Here is a 15,948-nt window from a genome sequence, read left to right on the forward strand (position 1 = left end):
ATTTCATAAAGATAACCTTTGTGATTAAGAACATTCAATTCACCTGATGAGCCAGTTGAGATCTATGTCTCAATCCATCTTTTATGAGTAACTTGGCAGCCACCAATAATCTGTTGTAGCTCGGTTGATTCATATCCAAATCGTGTCTTGCATGTTAGGAAGTTTGTTAAACTACATATTAAAACGCACGAAAAAAGTAAATTCCTCGGTATCATCCATATGGCCGAGCGGAATGGACAATCGACATATTCAGTGAAAAACATGATGAAATATGCGGAATGATTGTCCGAGCCATCGCAATAGAGTATTCCGTTGCTTTTTCAGGACCTATCAATGTGGTCATAGAAGCGGTTCCTTCAAGCAGCAGTGTGAATTGGTATGCTACATTCACATTCCTCCTGAATGGAAAAGCTGAAAGCTCTCATATCTTCCAGGCAGCTTTCAGTTTTTTTATACCTTCTTGTATGTTCAATTCGGGAACCCCTGCAAATCCAAGCGACACCCTTTTAGCAGGGGGATGATTTTGATAAGAAGGAGTTACAGGATAAATTTTCACTCCATGTTCCTTCGCCTTCTCAATTAACTCTTTTTCGCTAAATGGCAAATAAACGTCAAGTAAGATGCGAAGTCCAGAGTTTTCTCCGCGAATCCTGACATGCTCTCCTAATTCTCTTTGCACAGTCTCTAGTAAAATGGCTCTTTTTTTCCGGTAAAGCTTTCTCATTCTGTTGATGTGTTTTTGCCACTCTCCACTTTTTATAAAGTCAGCTAGCGTGAGCTGACTGTGGCAGGACACCGTTTGCTTATATAAAGACGCGATTTCATGGCCTTTTTTTAAAAGAGACGAAGGAAGAATCATATAGCTGATACGCAGCGAGGGAAGAAGAGACTTAGAAAAAGTGCCCATATAAATGACACGGTTATGCTGGTCAAGCCCTTGTAAGGATGGGACCGGCTGTCCGGTGTATCTAAACTCCCCATCATAATCATCCTCTATGATAAATGACTGATTCTCAGCAGCCCATTTAAGGAGCTGAATTCTTCTGTTAATCGTCATAATGGTTCCAAGCGTATATTGGTGAGAAGGCGTGACATACACAAGATTTGGCTGATGTTCTTTGATCGTCTGTATACAAATTCCTTCATTATCGACTGGTATAGGAAGGATATTCATACGATTGGCTTCGAAAATCTCGCGTGCTCTCGGATAACCCGGATCCTCATATCCTATGAAAATATTCTGATCAAAAACTTGACACAAGATTTGGAGAAGGATAGGGTTCCCGGCTCCTATAATCACTTGTTCAGGGACACAATGAACACCCCGTGATTGATACAGGTACTCTGCAATGAGCGTCCTCAGCTCAAACTCTCCTATAACCTGTCCCGGCCGATAAAGCTCGTGTCCATATTGGTCTAAACTATTGACCATGCTTTTTCGCCATGCCGAAAAAGGAAAGTAAGAAGAATCTACATTTCCATAGTGAAAATCAATCCACTCTTTATGTTCCTGCTCTTTTTGTTGAATGGGTAATGTTCGCGGCATTTTACGATAGGCAAAATCAGAATCGCAATAATCAGCAAACCACCCGCTTCTTGGCCTGCTCACGATATAGCCCTCAGCAGCAAGTTGTTCATAGGCACGTTCTACAGTCGTTTGGCTGATGGATAGCTGACTCGCCAAGAGTCTTTTTGAAGGGAGCTTCATTCCTTTTTGAATACGCCCCTGATGCATGTTTTCTTTGAAATCCTGATAAAGCTGCTGATAAAGCGGAATATCCAGATTTCTATTTAAAAAAGGCGTGATATCCATTTACACGTTGTTCTCCTAACTGGTATGCATTTTTTTATGAAAACTGGCTGTTTATGAAAGGTCAATTCCAGTTTATAGTCATTGTAATCCTTAGATGCTGGTTTTGTTAAGAAAATCCAGATCATTAAAAAGACATATATTTGGAGTGATTGCAATGAACAAAACAACAAATGGCTGGATAAATGGTTTTATAGGCGTCCTCATTTTCAGCGGCTCACTGCCAGCAACCCGCTTGGCTGTGGCGGACTTCACCCCATTGTTCCTCACCGTATGCCGTGCTGCGATAGCTGGTATATTGGCTGGAGGCCTCCTTCTCATCTTCCGGCAGCAGAATCCTGCTAAAAGAGACATCATTTCACTACTGGTGGTAGCATTCGGCGTGGTGATCGGTTTCCCGTTGCTGACAGCCTTAGCACTTCAGTATGTCACCTCCGCACATGCCATTGTCTTCCTTGGGCTTCTTCCGCTTGCGACAGCGGTATTCGGCGTACTCCGCGGAGGTGAACGTCCCCGGCCAGTCTTCTGGATGTTCTCAGCTGCTGGCAGTTTACTAGTAGCGGGATTCGCTCTGATCCAAGGAGGAGGATCATCCCCGCTCGGCGACGCGTACATGCTGGCTTCTATCATCGTATGCGGGCTTGGTTATGCAGAAGGCGCCAGGCTTTCTCGACGTCTGGGGAACTGGCAGGTGATCTCTTGGGCACTCGTTCTGTCGCTTCCTCTTATGCTGCCTTTGTCGTTCTTTTTTACACCGGACTCATGGTCGAGCATCGGGGTACCAGCGCTGCTCAGTCTTGCCTATGTATCCTTATTCAGTATGCTGATCGGCTTCGTCTTCTGGTATCGAGGTCTCGCCCAAGGCGGAATTGCGGCGGTTGGGCAGTTGCAGCTTCTTCAGCCATTCTTTGGACTGCTGCTTGCCTCAGTGATTCTGCACGAGAAAGTCGGCTGGGCACTCGTGGCAGTGAATATCGCCGTTATCATGTGCGTGGCTGCTGCACGGCGATTTGCAAAGTAAGGCAGACCTTTAGAGTAAACTTCAAAAATACATGAAGGCATAAAAAATACCAAGGGCCAGCAACCCTTGGTATCACTCATGCGGCCGAGGAATTGCCCCCCCACAGGGTTATCCCCGCTTAGCCCCTATAAAAGTGAAAAGGGTCTTTTATTTGTTAATCACAATCGATAATTTATAATTGACATGCTTGTTTAATTCCACTAAAAATTGATCTAGCGTTTCATTAGATGGAAATTTGCATTCAAGAAGATAACAGCCATCCCCGCTAATTTTATAATTATTGATGACATATTTGCCTTGTGTTTTTATAAATGACAGATATGGATGATGATGGGTGCTTTTTGTATAGATATTAAGCAAAGCATGTATATAACACCCTAATTTCACTTGGTTCACTTTAATGGTATATCCCTCAATCACACCGTTGTCTTCTAATTTGGCAATCCTCGAGGCGGCTGCTTGCCCTGTTAAATGAACTTTTTCTCCTAATTCTTTCATCGTGATACGGCTATTTTTAGATAACTCCTCTAATATTTGCATGTCTGTGTGATCCAACATGAAATCAAATCCCTTCAATATTCAATTAAAAAATCATCTGTTTCATCATCTTTCTATAAAGGTGCAGTCCTGCATATAACTTTAAAATTCGCTTCTTTTAAAGTACTCCGATTCTACCTTAATGACAATTAATCCAAAATAAAATACATATTTTCAAAAATCAAGTCAATCGACAGAAAGACTTGATTTGTTCCATGTATTTATTCAGCGGCTATATGTAAACTATACGCATATTAAAGAAAAGGAGTTTTATACATGAACATTCAACAAATTCGTAATGCTACACTTGTTGTCGAATATGCAGGCAAAACGTTTTTAATAGATCCAATGTTAGCTGAGAAAGGTGCTTACCCTCCATTCCCAAATGCGCCAAGGCAGGATCAAAACAACCCTTTGGTTGAATTGCCAACTTCTGTCGACAATATTATTCATCATATTGATGCTGTCATTGTCACTCATTTACATGATGATCATTGGGATAAGGCAGCTAAAGAGTTATTGCCAAAAGATATCAAGCTGTTCTCCCAAAATGAAGAAGATGCAACAGAAATACGAAATGCCGGATTCAAAAACGTCGAAGTACTAACAAAAGATACAGTCTTTGAAGGCATTCAATTAAGCAAAACCAAAGGCGAACACGGAAGAGGAGAAATTTTAAAACTCGCAGGCCTTGTATGCGGCGTTGTGTTCAAACACCAAAGTGAGAAAACATTATATGTAGCTGGAGATACAGTCTGGTATGATGCGGTTCAAGAAGAGATTGGAACACATCAGCCGGACATCATTGTAGTGAACGGCGGTGATAATCAATTCTATGAAGGCGGTTCTCTCGTCATGGGTAAAGAAGATATCTATGAAACGTATAAGGCTGCTCCAAACGCAAAAATCATCGTGAGCCACATGGAAGCTGTAAACCATTGGGGATTATCAAGAGAAGAATTAAAATCGTTTATTCATGAAAAAGGAATCTTCTCTCAAGTGTTAGTGCCTGATGATGGCGAAGCATATTCATTTTAAATGTTTATTTAAGGACAGGAGGGGTCACAAGAAAAGTACGATGCCTAAAAGACTTCTGCCATAAAGACTTTGTATTCTACCCGCCATTAGATACACCGTTTCCAGGTGTAGAAGGTTTAGTAGAATCTGAAAAGAAAAACTTTGATGCTTTCCCGGGTTTTAAAATGCCATTCAAGCGATGATTGCTGAAGGCGACCTTGTAGCTGTTTATTTTATATTTGAAAGTAAACATACAGGAACCCCATTTGCTGGTGTCCCTGCAACGGGAAAATCCGTTACGTTTTCTTATGATGTTGTTACGTATTTCTGACGGTAAAATTGATGTGCATGACATTCTCCGTCAGCTTGGCGTGACTGCCTAAAAGCTAATGAGAGAAATAAGAAAATCATTTTACTTAGTGATCAAGCAATGCTTGGTCTCTTTTTTATTTAACCTATCCAACTCGTATTATAACCAACCTTAATTCGTTTTTGTTCCTTGATGAAAGAATAGTTGCCATCTTTCATCAAGGAACTTCCATATAGAGCTGCGCCATGTTTGTTGTTTTCTTGTTTCATCAATGATCTGATATGAAGCTAGTGCAACATTAGGAGCCAATGTATGAACTTCAAAGTTTTGGAGAGTCTTCAGAGGATTTCGTTGCTTCTCATTTTAATAACTTTTCCTCAAGCTGTTTTAAATGTTTTTTCTGCAAAGTCCTTTCACCCCTTAAATAGAATTCAATATATCCATATTACAGGAGATCATATCCTCAAAAATACTTCCTGCGATGACTCCGTAACATGGACAATATTGATCCAAAAACGTTTCTTCTTTTAAGCAAATTTCAAACGAACATATTTATTACATGGTAATATTTAGAGGCATAACTTTTACATGAAGCTGAAACCTAGTTGATGAGAGGAATGAAAGAATGAGGAAACTCGGAAAGATATTTTACGGCAATGCCGCCCTCCTGCTGCTCGTTTTATTGCTTGCTGGGTGTGCGGGCAGTAAGAACGTAGAATCAAAACAAACTTCAAATGATGATACTGCTGCACAAACTGACGAAGATCATAATGATAATGAAGACAGCAACAAAATAAGCAAAGATGAATCAGAGCCAACAACGGGATCAGAAGAATCCGCAACAGTTGAATCAGATGACACCTCATCAGAAAAAGCAAAAAATGAGGAGAAAGGTAAAGAAGACGATGTATTGGCAGCGTATTCTTCTGAAAAAATCGAATATGCCCGTGTTTGGCTGCAGCTTGGACCTAATCAAGAGATAGATGAATTGAATGTTCGGCACATTTCGGCTGGCGAATCTATCAATCCTAATGATGACACCAGTGCCAGCTACCCAGAAGATGTGATCCAGTTAGCTGGTTCTCGATTAGTGGATGGATCAGTCACTTACCATGGTAACGGAGATGGCACGATTCATGTATACAATGTCCCTTTACGCTGGGATTCCGCTGATGATTTAGATCAAGGCGTAATGCAGGAAGTGACTGAGAATATCATTAAAAATAAAAAAACAGTGTACGTCGATACAGGAGACGATGAAAAAATCAAGCGACTCATTGACATCATGGTGATTCATTAATCAGTTATCATGTATCTAAACAGGATAGCGGGCTTTTTCATCCAAACTATCACTATAAATAATGGATAATGAGGTAAAAAGTATCGCATATTCGTTTCGGATAAAGGTTGGAGTGAAATCACTTGCTAAAAAATCCACCTATTCTATTAGTTCTGCTATCAGTTGGAAGCATACTAAATGTGGTGAGCAATACCATTGAATTATCTGGTACTTTTCATTGGATCATATTATTACTGGGTGTCGCATTAGTATTTTATAGCGCCGTATGTCTAGTGGCATACAATATTAATCAAAAGAAACATCTCAACAGTAAGTGAATGATTCTTTAGAAAAACAAGCATTTCACATGATGCTTGTTTTTCTTTTACTTGTAGCAGTTTGTCAGACTCATACCTTCAGCCTCTAAGAGGTTAAACACGGTTAAATTTTTCCATTCGCGTAAACAGTATAGGGTATAACCATTATTCTTTTGAGCAACATCACAGTAATAATCGCCGTTCCCTCGGGCCTTATTCAAAAGGTTAACGCTCAATATTTTATCCCTAAAGGAATCCTAACCAGATTTTAATCGCTGTCGCTGATATTAATAGCGCTAAAATCCATTGCAGGAATTTTGTATTTACCTTTTGTCCAACTTTTGCGCCAATAGGAGAAGCGATTAAACTAGCGATCATAAGAACCAAAGCTGGTACAAAAAGCACCTGTCCTGTGATTACCTTTCCAAATGTTGCGCCAATAGATGATAGAAATGTAACCGCAAGAGATGAAGCGACGGTGATTCTTACAGGAATATTTAAAATTGATAACATAATAGGAACGAGAATAAAAGCTCCACCAGCTCCTAAAATACCTGATACCCCGCCAATGATAAAGGCTAAGGATGAAGCTAACCCTCTATGAAATATGACTTCTTCGCCTTCCCTATGTTCTTGTCCTTTTTTAGGTATAAACATTAATATAACAGCTATAATAGCCAAAATACCGTATACGAAGTTCATTCCTTGTTCAGATATGCGATGAGAAAAGTAACTTCCTAATACACTCCCTATAAAAATACTGCTTCCCATGTAAATGATTAATGCTTTATTTAAAAACCCACTCTTACGATAAGCCCAAACACCGCCCAGTGTCGCAAAAAAGACTTGAATAGCTCCTATCCCTGAAACTTCATGAGCGGTTAATGATATCACTCCCACTAAAGAAGGAATGTACAATAGCATTGGATAATTAATAACTGATCCGCCAATACCAATCATTCCGGAAATAAAGGCACCAATAAACCCTATAATGAAAAGAGTTGTGATAAAGGCAATATCCATTTTGGTTTCCTCCTTTTCAAAGAAAAAGGGTATCTTTTTATTCGATACCCTTTCACATTCATTAGCCTTTTTGAATCCAGAATTTCAATACATCACCTTCATCAGTATGCTCTAAAAGGTCATGCCCGCCTGATTTAGACCAAGCAGCCAAATCATTTTTAGCTCCTTTATCTGTTACATGCACCTCTAATATTTGACCTGAATCCAGTTCATTCATCGCTTTCTTCGTTCTCACGATTGGCATAGGACATGCCAGTCCTTTTGCATCTAATACTTTATCTGATTTCATGTTCATCTCTCCTCTTTTAATAGAATCTTGTGTTACCGAATTGCACAACGGTTAGGCCCAATCTCCATTTCACGCTGTTTTTCTTCATCTGGGTTGATTTTCCCCATATTTGTTTCGCGAATCTCTTGATATGCATTTGGCTGCGGAGGCAAATGATCTGTCACTAGGTGTCTAAATTCTGTTTCATCCGCAATGTTCAAACCATGATTCTCGGTAAATAATGTACTTAGTTTTTTACCTACACTTCCATCCTCATTTAACTCATCAATGATCATAAAGTGTGCCGGTAATACGATTAAATCCTTTGATAACGCTTTGTAACGGCTATAAAGCGTTTTTCTTAAATCTCCTACCCAATCTTCTGCCATACCGGCTAAATCCGGTCTGCCGATTGAATCGATAAACAAGATATCACCTGAAAGGAGATACTCACCATCAACAATGAAAGAAGTGGAGCCAATGGTATGTCCAGGAGAATATATTGGTTGAATTCTAATCGTTGTTTTTCCAATGACAATGTCATTTCCTTCTTCCAACGGCTGATAATCGAATACCACTTCTTCAGCATCTTTAGGCGGTAACCAGTAGATTGCTTTTGTTTTTTCGGCAATCACTCTGCCGCCTGAAATATGGTCTGCGTGAAGGTGTGTATCAAATACGTGGGTAATCGTCGCACCCTTTTCCTTTGCAAAATCCATAAAGACACCCGCCATACGTGTCGCATCAATAATCGCCGCTTCACCATTGGAAATCACCATGTATGACAGACAGCCTTTCCCGATTCGAACAAACTGATACACCTCACCGCCGTCTTTTAAATCGCCGACTTTTACCGGCTCTAAATGCTCGCTCCACGCTTTCATACCACCTTTAAGATACGATACAGAAAGACCGGCTTCTGAAAGCATCTCGGATACCACTACAGATGAACCTTCTTTTGCGCATACGACTAGCACTTCTTTATCGGAAGGAATTTTCCCTAAGATATCTTCCACGCCATCTAAAAGGTCGAAATAAGGCACATTCAAATGTTCAAAATCATGTCCTTCAATTTTCCAATCGCTAAAATCATTTTCATTACGCACATCGAGAATGAATAAAGGTTCTTTGTTGAAAATTTTTTGTGTCACTTCTTTTGCGGTAGTTGCCTGTACAGTCATGTTTATATACCTCCTTTAATTACTCTGTTTTCCCTGTCCAATCACGCATACCGGGGACAACGTTGATTAACTTTTTAAAACCTTGTTTTTTCATCGTTTGGGCTGCCATTTCACTTCTTCTTCCTGAATGGCAAATGATATAAATTTCATCATCTTTGTTTAACTCGCTAGAGCGTTTTTCCACTTCACCAAGAGGGATATGCACAACACCCGGGATATGGGCTTCTTCATACTCCTCCACCTCCCGAACATCTAAAATGTGAAGAGGCTCGTCACTTTCTACTTTCTGCTTGAAAGTTTCTAATGAAATGTCCGGAATGGAAGATGCGTTCTCTGATGCAGGCTCGCCTCCTCTACGAAGAAAATGGCGAAATATATCTCCCTCTGTTTCAGTACCTAGATATTGATGACCTGTGCTTTTTGCCCATGCTTGCAAATCTGCCGTAAAGCCTTTGTCTGTTGCTTGAATTTCTAATACTTCACCAGCTTTTAAATCCTTCATTTTCTTCTTCGTTTTGACGATAGGCATCGGACACGCTAAACCTTTAGCATCTAATACAACATGTGCTTGTATCATGTTATTTCCTCCTTTTATCTAATAGGGGTAGGGGTATATAATCCGTCAAAAAAAGAGATCTTCTTCCTTTCACCGATATTAATGCCATGCATTCATGCCGCCTTTTACATTTGTAACACTTTTAAATCCTTGTTTTTTCAATACCTTACTCGCCTTCATACTTCTCATGCCGCTTTGGCATATAACGAAAATCTCCCTGTCTTTCGAAAGTTGATTTGTTTGTTGAGGCAGTATTGACAAGGGAATATTTTTAAAACCTTTAATATGCTTTGTACGAAACTCAAAAGGTGTTCTGACATCTAGAAACTGTATCCCTTTACTTTTCAGCTCTGATTTTAAAACTGTCGTTGTCATTTGTTTCACACCTTTTACTGGTAAAAAATTACGAATCAATATCCATAGAAAAAACAAAATGAGTATGGTATAGATGATGGCTCTGCTATCCATCGGATTCGATTCACCTCTCTTCAATTAAATAAATAAGTTAACAGTACCTTCTTCAGCATCAGCTAAATAAGCTGCTACACCAGCATAGTCGATATCATCTAATAGTTCTTTTTCCTGCAAACCAAGCAGATCCATTGTCATCGTACAAGCTACGAGCTTTACACCTTGTTCTTGAGCCATCTCAATTAGCTGAGGCAATGTTAGCGCATTATGCTTTTTCATCACATTTTTGATCATTTTAGGGCCCATACCCGCAAAGTTCATTTTAGATAAGCCCATCTTATCAGCACCTCGAGGCATCATCTTTCCAAACATGTTTTCAAGAAATCCTTTTTTTACAGGGACCAGCTCTTCTTTACGTAAAGCGTTTAATCCCCAAAACGTGTGGAAGATGGTCACTTCATGGTCATAGGCGGCTGCACCATTTGCAATAATGTAAGCTGCCATCGCTTTATCATAATCCCCGCTAAATAAGACAATCGTTGTGCGTTTTGTTTGTTCTGTCATGTTTATCCTCCCAACCTCCAATTACCCCTAGGGGTATACCGAAAGCAAAATTTTTTAAAAGTTAAGGCTATAATTCAATCATTCAAATACCGGTAGGGGTATATTATAACACATATAAAAATTCGTCAACCTTAAAAATGATAGGTTGATGAATTTTTTATCGGCTCTTCACCAGTAAGTCGACTGCTTCTTTTACTAAATTGGATGTGTCTTCTCCCTGGTCCAAACTTTCACGAATACAAAGTTCAAGATTTGTGCCAACAATAACACCTAATGCTCTATCAATTGCATTGCGTGAGGCTGCCAATTGAGTCACAACTTCTCTGCAGTCTTTTCCTTGCTCCATCATCGTCAATACACCTTTAATTTGTCCTTCTATCCGGCGTAAGCGATTTTTAACCTTTTGATCATACTCCATATCGTTGAAATCCTTTCTTTCATTAATTTTTGCAATTCATAACTGTTCACATGAATACCTTCTTTAGAAAACACACTCCCACATTTAATTCTGCCTTATCATAAACTATTATGTGTATTTTATCACGCGGAATCTCTAAATAAAAACGTTTTAGATACGCATATGGAATGTTTAAAATAAAATCATTTTGAAAAATTGGTTACATCGTTAAAATGACGATATCTAATATGGTCACATCCATGGCTACTAATTCTTCTTTATTGAGACAAAAATACCTGCAGAATAATAACGTCTAGACATGGCATAGATCAATATCAAAATAAGCAGGAATGCGACAGCCAAGTAAGAAATTTATTCACAACGCCTTTTTAAATGCTTCTTATTTGTGAACCAATAATATACCCCCACTGGTATAAAGTCAAGTGCGTGAAAATTAGATTTCGGATCGTTTTGATACGAAGTGCTGTTTTGAGACTGTAAATAAAACCACCTATCACTTGTGCCCAGCTAAATTAACAACAGTAAAAAAACAAGCCGATTTTATATTAAATCGGCTTGTTACATCCATCACTTTACAATCAGCACAGGACAGTTCACTCGTTTCGCAACTTTATGGCTTACACTGCCCAACACCATCTCCTGCAGTGAATTCAATCCCCTGCTGCCTACTACGAGCATATCAAATTGATTTTCATTTGCATAAGCAACAATGGTCGGTCCTGGTTCTCCGTGTTTCATTATTACATCATGCCGGACACCAGCTTGCTCAAATTTTTCTAAAATCGGCTCTAACTTTTTACGCCTTTCCATTTCTAACTCTGCAGAACTCGCGGTATGAAGCACTTCGGTTTTCGCTTTTGAATAATCTTTAACAAAAATGATTTCCACTCTTGCATCAGGCACCAGTTTCGCTATACGGATTGCATGTTCTGCTGATCGAATGGAATGATCTGATCCATCAGCTGCCAACAAAATATTTTGATACATACCCCTTCACCTTCCCCTTAGTGGCTTGACGGCTGTGCGTTAGGATGATTGTAAGTAGCCAGCTTTTCAATCAAATGTTGGCTTGATTCGTTTAAGCCAACCAATGTAACATCTGCATGATTCTCTTTGAATTTCAAAACAACCTTATCCACTGCGGCGACACCAGAATCATCCCAAATATGCGCCTCTGAAAAGTTCATCACAACACGCTCTTTTACATCTTCATATGAAAATGAATTCACAAAATCTTGAACAGAAGCAAAGAACACTTGTCCCTTAATGTCATAAACAGCCTCTTTCTCAGAAACAGAAGACAAATCCACCTTTACTCGTGAAATTTTAGAAGCGAAGAAAATAGCACTTAACAGGACGCCTACGATTACACCAATGGATAAGTTATCTGTTGCCACTACAGTAATTACTGTGACAACCATGACAACCGAATCAGTGAACGGAACTTTTTTAAGCGTCCGGATTGAAGACCAATCGAATGTTCCAATTGAAACCATAATCATAACGCCAACCAGTGCAGGCATAGGAACTTGAACAACCCATTCACCTAAAACGAGTATTAAAAACATGAGGAACATACCAGCCGTAAAGGTTGACAGTCTCCCTCTCCCTCCAGATTTCACGTTAATAACAGATTGACCGATCATGGCACACCCTGCCATACCGCCGAAAAATCCGGCAACGATATTGGCAATCCCTTGCCCTCGGCTTTCCCGGTTTTTATTACTATCTGTGTCAGTCATGTCATCAACAATGGAAGACGTCAACAGCGACTCAAGCAGACCAACGACAGCTAGAGCAATAGAAGTCGGGAAGATAATTGATAACGTCTCAAAGTTTAATGGAACATCGGGAATCAAAAAGTTCGGCAAAGCTTGTTTGATTGTTCCTAAATCTCCAACTGTTTGAACATTAAAGTGACCCCAAATAGAAACGACCGTGAGAAATACAATTGCTATTAAAGGACTTGGAACAGCTTTTGTAATAAACGGGAACAAATAAATGATGACTAAGGTTATGCCGACAAACACATATGTCAGACCGGATATACCAACAAAATGAGGAACTTGTGCCATGAAAATTAAAATGGCCAGCGCATTAACAAAACCTACCATGACCGATCGAGGTACAAATTTCATTAATCGCGCCACTTTTAGAACCCCAAATATGATTTGGATGATACCCGTCAGGATCGTAGCAGCAAACAGATACTGTAATCCGTGATCCTTTACCAGCGTTCCCATTAACAACGCCATAGCCCCTGTAGCCGCAGAAATCATCGCAGGCCTTCCGCCCGCAAAAGAAATCACCACCGCAATACAAAATGAGGCATACAATCCCACCATCGGGTCAACACCTGCAATAATAGAAAAACCAATGGCTTCAGGAATTAATGCCAAAGCAACGACAATCCCGGCTAATAAGTCCCCTCTTATATTTGAGAACCACTCGATATTTAATTTTTTTAACATAAAATACAGTACACCTCTTTATGATTATTTTTTGTTGACTTCTAACTCTCATAGAAGCCAGGGTCGTTTATAACTATTTAGAATGTAACAAACAAGAATTCAAATGTCTACAATTTTTTGTTCCAAAATAGATCTTTTTTGGAACTGACAGCACATTCTGCGCTATCCATCTTATTTTGTTATAATGAAATATACAAAATTCATCAGGAGTTGATGATTTGATTTTTGGATATGCACGTCCGTTTAGTCAAGATCAGGATGTAACAAAACAGATAACCGCACTTAAAGGGTTCAACTGTGAAAAAATATATATTGAACAAACAAATTCAGCAAAAAACAGACCAGAATTTGAGTCATTATGCAACAGTTTAAAGGCCGGAGATACCGTAATCATTTATAAGTTATACAGCATTGCGGACTCTACAAAAAACCTAATTGATATCATTGATTTTTTCAAAAGGAAACAAAGCCACTTTATTTCAATATTAGACAAAGTGGACACCACAAAGAAAAACGGTTCCATATTCTTCGATTTTTTAGAAAGAGTCAGCGAATTTCAATTTGACATGATTAGTGAAAACACAAAGCTTGGAATTCAAGAAGCGAAATTAAAGGGGAAAAATACAGGACGTCCGAGGAAACCAGACCATAATGTCCGACGCGCGATGGAAATGTATCAAAGCAAAACGTATACCATTCAGCAAATTACCAAAGAGACGGGCATCAGTAAAACAACACTGTACCGTTATTTAGATAATTGGAATGATTTTGATTCATAATACTCACGAATAAAAAACATACCTATTTTGGGTATGTTTTTTATTCGTGATTCATTCCCTCTCAAAAATGATCCACATAAACAACGCCGGAAATGGTTTGTGTTAAAACCGAAAAAGATAAATGTTGGGAAACACTTTGTGAAAAAGTCTCATTAACCCGCTCAATTTTTGTATGAACTGTTCTCCTTTTCCGCAGCTTCTGCATCTGCTTTGGTCACATGGACCGTGCCAAACGGATGGTTAAGCGGGGCATAAATGGAGTATAGTTTTAGCGGCGTATTGCCTGTATTGATCAGATTGTGCCATGTGCCGGCAGGTATGACGATGGCTGAATCATCATAGACATTTCGTTGAAAGTTTACCTGATCTTTGCTCTTGCCCATTTTAACGATCCCGCGGCCTTGCTCAATCCGCAAGAATTGATCGAGGTTAGAATGCATTTCCAAACCGATATCTTCTCCAATATCAAGACTCATTACAGTAACTTGCAGGTGCGCTCCTGTCCATAGCGCGGTACGGAATGTATTGTTTTGTTTTGTCGCTTTGTTAATATTAATAACAAATGGTTTCGGCCCATAATCTGTCAAGTGAAGGTTTTGGCCTGCGTTTTCATGCTTCATTTTATATGGATTCATCCAATAAACCGACCTTCCATCGCAGCACATTGGTGCATACACATAATAAGGATATTGATGTGTAACAGGTATATAATACATTTTTCGATCACCACATTTTTTATTTTATGATATTACCCTATTCGTTTATTGTGGGAATGTGCCACTTACATAACTTCTTAATAATGGCTGATGGTTAGTTCACGAGAGCAAATGAACACATCAAGTTTTGCCAAAAAACCACCATGAAAACAGGTTTTCAAGGTGGTTTTGGTGTCATTTATTCAATTATTACAGGAAAGCAACTGCCTTTCCACACTTCTTCTTTATTAATTGTCCAACTGCCACTGTCCCTTATTAGCCGCAGGGCTGTGAACCTCTTCCTCGATAAAGTGAAATTATATTAGTTATAATGTAACTTCTTTATTTCTGCCAATTAGTAAGGTTACTATAACACTAGCTATACTAACTAAAGTTCCTACAATAGAAAAAAGAATTGTCAAAAAGCCATTGGGAATAAGAAACCCTATTGGAATTCCCCCCATAAAAGCGAAAACGATAAAACATTGATATACTCCAGATATGATTCTTACAATCAAGTTGCCAAAAAACGACATAACTAATGGAGGGATGAATAAAAATACAACGATCCCAATTGATATCATTAAAATAATAGGCTCATCAAATGAAATGACATGATCTCCAGGTGAATTTTTAGCAGCCACTAGCATAACAACTATAGACATCATTAACGTAAGCAAGACCAGACAAAATCTTTTTAGCATTGTGATGACTCCTTTTTATAAAAATACAAAAATGGATATCCCGTTTTTTAAAAATTTCCATATCCATTTTATGTGATTGAATGATGAATATGCAGTTCAATCACAGCCGCACACCACTATTTCTTATGAAGACCTAACAGATACCGGTTGGTAACTGACCTCATAAAATGTCGAATTAACAGTGGCTTATCAACATAAACACAATGGAGTATGCTTCATCTTTTTTAGATGAGATGATAAAAAACAGCTTCCTCCTTTTTTACCAAAAATTATAACGTAACCTTTATCTAACGGAGTATCAAATCCTTGAAAATGAAATAATTTTGTATTCTAACTACCCGGTATTGAAATTATCACTTACTTCGCAACATCGTTAATTGCATAGATACGTTTTACTGTTAAGCATATCCCGATTTCATTTCACTCTCCCGCCTTCCATTTTCATGAATTGATGCCAAGTCATGAATTTCTAAAGGAGATTTTAATAAATCATTTCAATGAAAAAATAATGAGCCGGCTTTAGGATACACGTAGCCATAGACTTTTCCTTCATTGGAATTACGGCACGTTCCCTATTGTTTTGATGT

The 15,948-nt window shown here is 38.9% G+C and carries 18 protein-coding genes and 1 pseudogene; 5 read left to right on the top strand and 14 right to left on the bottom strand.

The window, feature by feature from the left end; translation table 11 throughout:
• Positions 1–211 precede the first annotated feature (211 nt).
• Positions 212–391, bottom strand: a complete 180-nt coding sequence (locus tag ACY3LV_RS02730) for a hypothetical protein (protein WP_148963086.1) — start codon at positions 389–391, stop codon at positions 212–214.
• A 30-nt stretch (positions 392–421) separates the two neighbouring features.
• Entirely contained in the window at positions 422–1,813 is a 1,392-nt protein-coding gene (gene pdxR, locus ACY3LV_RS02735) for a MocR-like pyridoxine biosynthesis transcription factor PdxR (protein WP_333561141.1), read from the bottom strand.
• 154 nt (positions 1,814–1,967) lie between these two features.
• Here pdxR and ACY3LV_RS02740 point away from each other — a divergent pair, with 154 nt between their 5' ends.
• Positions 1,968–2,831, top strand: coding sequence for a DMT family transporter (locus ACY3LV_RS02740; protein ID WP_333561142.1), 864 nt, complete (start codon positions 1,968–1,970; stop codon positions 2,829–2,831).
• Between the two features lie 147 nt (positions 2,832–2,978).
• Here the strand turns inward: ACY3LV_RS02740 and ACY3LV_RS02745 are convergent, their stop codons facing one another.
• A complete protein-coding gene (locus tag ACY3LV_RS02745) occupies positions 2,979–3,389 on the bottom strand; it encodes an Lrp/AsnC family transcriptional regulator (RefSeq protein ID WP_333561143.1) in 411 nt (136 codons plus the stop codon).
• Between the two features lie 255 nt (positions 3,390–3,644).
• Here ACY3LV_RS02745 and ACY3LV_RS02750 point away from each other — a divergent pair, with 255 nt between their 5' ends.
• The 3 genes from ACY3LV_RS02750 to ACY3LV_RS02760 all read left to right on the top strand — a co-directional run bounded on the left by ACY3LV_RS02750 (position 3,645) and on the right by ACY3LV_RS02760 (position 5,995).
• Positions 3,645–4,406 (top strand): MBL fold metallo-hydrolase, encoded by a 762-nt coding sequence (locus tag ACY3LV_RS02750; RefSeq protein ID WP_333561144.1) that lies wholly within the window; start codon positions 3,645–3,647, stop codon positions 4,404–4,406.
• 178 nt (positions 4,407–4,584) lie between these two features.
• Complete coding sequence (locus ACY3LV_RS02755) at positions 4,585–4,716, top strand: ester cyclase (RefSeq protein WP_252400958.1); 132 nt, start codon at positions 4,585–4,587, stop codon at positions 4,714–4,716.
• Between the two features lie 604 nt (positions 4,717–5,320).
• Complete coding sequence (locus tag ACY3LV_RS02760) at positions 5,321–5,995, top strand: hypothetical protein (protein WP_333561145.1); 675 nt, start codon at positions 5,321–5,323, stop codon at positions 5,993–5,995.
• A 542-nt stretch (positions 5,996–6,537) separates the two neighbouring features.
• Here the strand turns inward: ACY3LV_RS02760 and ACY3LV_RS02765 are convergent.
• The 9 genes and pseudogenes from ACY3LV_RS02765 to ACY3LV_RS02805 form a co-directional block, all read right to left on the bottom strand.
• Positions 6,538–7,314: a sulfite exporter TauE/SafE family protein gene (locus ACY3LV_RS02765; protein WP_464863364.1), complete on the bottom strand. Its 777-nt coding sequence runs from the start codon at positions 7,312–7,314 to the stop codon at positions 6,538–6,540.
• A gap of 61 nt (positions 7,315–7,375) precedes the next feature.
• On the bottom strand, positions 7,376–7,603 hold the full coding sequence (locus ACY3LV_RS02770; protein ID WP_333519305.1) for a sulfurtransferase TusA family protein: 228 nt from the start codon (positions 7,601–7,603) through the stop codon (positions 7,376–7,378).
• Between the two features lie 32 nt (positions 7,604–7,635).
• A pseudogene (locus ACY3LV_RS02775) lies at positions 7,636–8,767 on the bottom strand (MBL fold metallo-hydrolase); the annotation flags it as partial.
• 15 nt (positions 8,768–8,782) lie between these two features.
• Positions 8,783–9,340, bottom strand: a complete 558-nt coding sequence (locus ACY3LV_RS02780) for a sulfurtransferase TusA family protein (protein ID WP_333561147.1) — start codon at positions 9,338–9,340, stop codon at positions 8,783–8,785.
• Between the two features lie 78 nt (positions 9,341–9,418).
• Complete coding sequence (locus ACY3LV_RS02785) at positions 9,419–9,787, bottom strand: rhodanese-like domain-containing protein (RefSeq protein ID WP_333561148.1); 369 nt, start codon at positions 9,785–9,787, stop codon at positions 9,419–9,421.
• A 24-nt stretch (positions 9,788–9,811) separates the two neighbouring features.
• Entirely contained in the window at positions 9,812–10,294 is a 483-nt protein-coding gene (locus ACY3LV_RS02790; RefSeq protein ID WP_268456360.1) for a DsrE/DsrF/DrsH-like family protein, read from the bottom strand.
• Positions 10,295–10,451: 157 nt separating this feature from the next.
• Positions 10,452–10,712 carry a metal-sensitive transcriptional regulator gene (locus ACY3LV_RS02795; RefSeq protein WP_087993538.1) on the bottom strand — a complete coding sequence of 87 codons (261 nt, stop codon included), beginning with the start codon at positions 10,710–10,712 and terminating at the stop codon, positions 10,452–10,454.
• A 567-nt stretch (positions 10,713–11,279) separates the two neighbouring features.
• Positions 11,280–11,699, bottom strand: a complete 420-nt coding sequence (locus ACY3LV_RS02800) for a universal stress protein (RefSeq protein ID WP_464863365.1) — start codon at positions 11,697–11,699, stop codon at positions 11,280–11,282.
• Positions 11,700–11,716: 17 nt separating this feature from the next.
• On the bottom strand, positions 11,717–13,183 hold the full coding sequence (locus tag ACY3LV_RS02805; RefSeq protein WP_202328993.1) for a SulP family inorganic anion transporter: 1,467 nt from the start codon (positions 13,181–13,183) through the stop codon (positions 11,717–11,719).
• A gap of 218 nt (positions 13,184–13,401) precedes the next feature.
• On the opposite strand from ACY3LV_RS02805, the gene ACY3LV_RS02810 reads away from it, so the two are divergent.
• Positions 13,402–13,962 (top strand): recombinase family protein, encoded by a 561-nt coding sequence (locus tag ACY3LV_RS02810; protein ID WP_464863366.1) that lies wholly within the window; start codon positions 13,402–13,404, stop codon positions 13,960–13,962.
• A 161-nt stretch (positions 13,963–14,123) separates the two neighbouring features.
• On the opposite strand, the gene ACY3LV_RS02815 is transcribed toward ACY3LV_RS02810, so the two are convergent.
• Complete coding sequence (locus ACY3LV_RS02815; RefSeq protein ID WP_148963075.1) at positions 14,124–14,678, bottom strand: cupin domain-containing protein; 555 nt, start codon at positions 14,676–14,678, stop codon at positions 14,124–14,126.
• Positions 14,679–14,983: 305 nt separating this feature from the next.
• Positions 14,984–15,361 (bottom strand): hypothetical protein, encoded by a 378-nt coding sequence (locus ACY3LV_RS02820; protein WP_333561153.1) that lies wholly within the window; start codon positions 15,359–15,361, stop codon positions 14,984–14,986.
• Positions 15,362–15,948 lie beyond the last annotated feature (587 nt).

The sequence above is a fragment of the Bacillus sp. 11C genome, from assembly GCF_055486375.1.

Excerpts from the sequence above, each read along its gene's own strand:
- pdxR (WP_333561141.1), bottom strand. The coding sequence starts at position 1,813 with ATGGATATCACGCCTTTTTTAAATAGAAATCTGGATATTCCGCTTTAT.
- ACY3LV_RS02740 (WP_333561142.1), top strand. The coding sequence starts at position 1,968 with ATGAACAAAACAACAAATGGCTGGATAAATGGTTTTATAGGCGTCCTC.
- ACY3LV_RS02745 (WP_333561143.1), bottom strand. The coding sequence starts at position 3,389 with ATGTTGGATCACACAGACATGCAAATATTAGAGGAGTTATCTAAAAAT.
- ACY3LV_RS02750 (WP_333561144.1), top strand. The coding sequence starts at position 3,645 with ATGAACATTCAACAAATTCGTAATGCTACACTTGTTGTCGAATATGCA.
- ACY3LV_RS02755 (WP_252400958.1), top strand. The coding sequence starts at position 4,585 with ATGATTGCTGAAGGCGACCTTGTAGCTGTTTATTTTATATTTGAAAGT.
- ACY3LV_RS02760 (WP_333561145.1), top strand. The coding sequence starts at position 5,321 with ATGAGGAAACTCGGAAAGATATTTTACGGCAATGCCGCCCTCCTGCTG.
- ACY3LV_RS02765 (WP_464863364.1), bottom strand. The coding sequence starts at position 7,314 with ATGGATATTGCCTTTATCACAACTCTTTTCATTATAGGGTTTATTGGT.
- ACY3LV_RS02770 (WP_333519305.1), bottom strand. The coding sequence starts at position 7,603 with ATGAAATCAGATAAAGTATTAGATGCAAAAGGACTGGCATGTCCTATG.
- ACY3LV_RS02780 (WP_333561147.1), bottom strand. The coding sequence starts at position 9,340 with ATGATACAAGCACATGTTGTATTAGATGCTAAAGGTTTAGCGTGTCCG.
- ACY3LV_RS02785 (WP_333561148.1), bottom strand. The coding sequence starts at position 9,787 with ATGGATAGCAGAGCCATCATCTATACCATACTCATTTTGTTTTTTCTA.
- ACY3LV_RS02790 (WP_268456360.1), bottom strand. The coding sequence starts at position 10,294 with ATGACAGAACAAACAAAACGCACAACGATTGTCTTATTTAGCGGGGAT.
- ACY3LV_RS02795 (WP_087993538.1), bottom strand. The coding sequence starts at position 10,712 with ATGGAGTATGATCAAAAGGTTAAAAATCGCTTACGCCGGATAGAAGGA.
- ACY3LV_RS02800 (WP_464863365.1), bottom strand. The coding sequence starts at position 11,699 with ATGTATCAAAATATTTTGTTGGCAGCTGATGGATCAGATCATTCCATT.
- ACY3LV_RS02805 (WP_202328993.1), bottom strand. The coding sequence starts at position 13,183 with ATGTTAAAAAAATTAAATATCGAGTGGTTCTCAAATATAAGAGGGGAC.
- ACY3LV_RS02815 (WP_148963075.1), bottom strand. The coding sequence starts at position 14,678 with ATGTATTATATACCTGTTACACATCAATATCCTTATTATGTGTATGCA.
- ACY3LV_RS02820 (WP_333561153.1), bottom strand. The coding sequence starts at position 15,361 with ATGCTAAAAAGATTTTGTCTGGTCTTGCTTACGTTAATGATGTCTATA.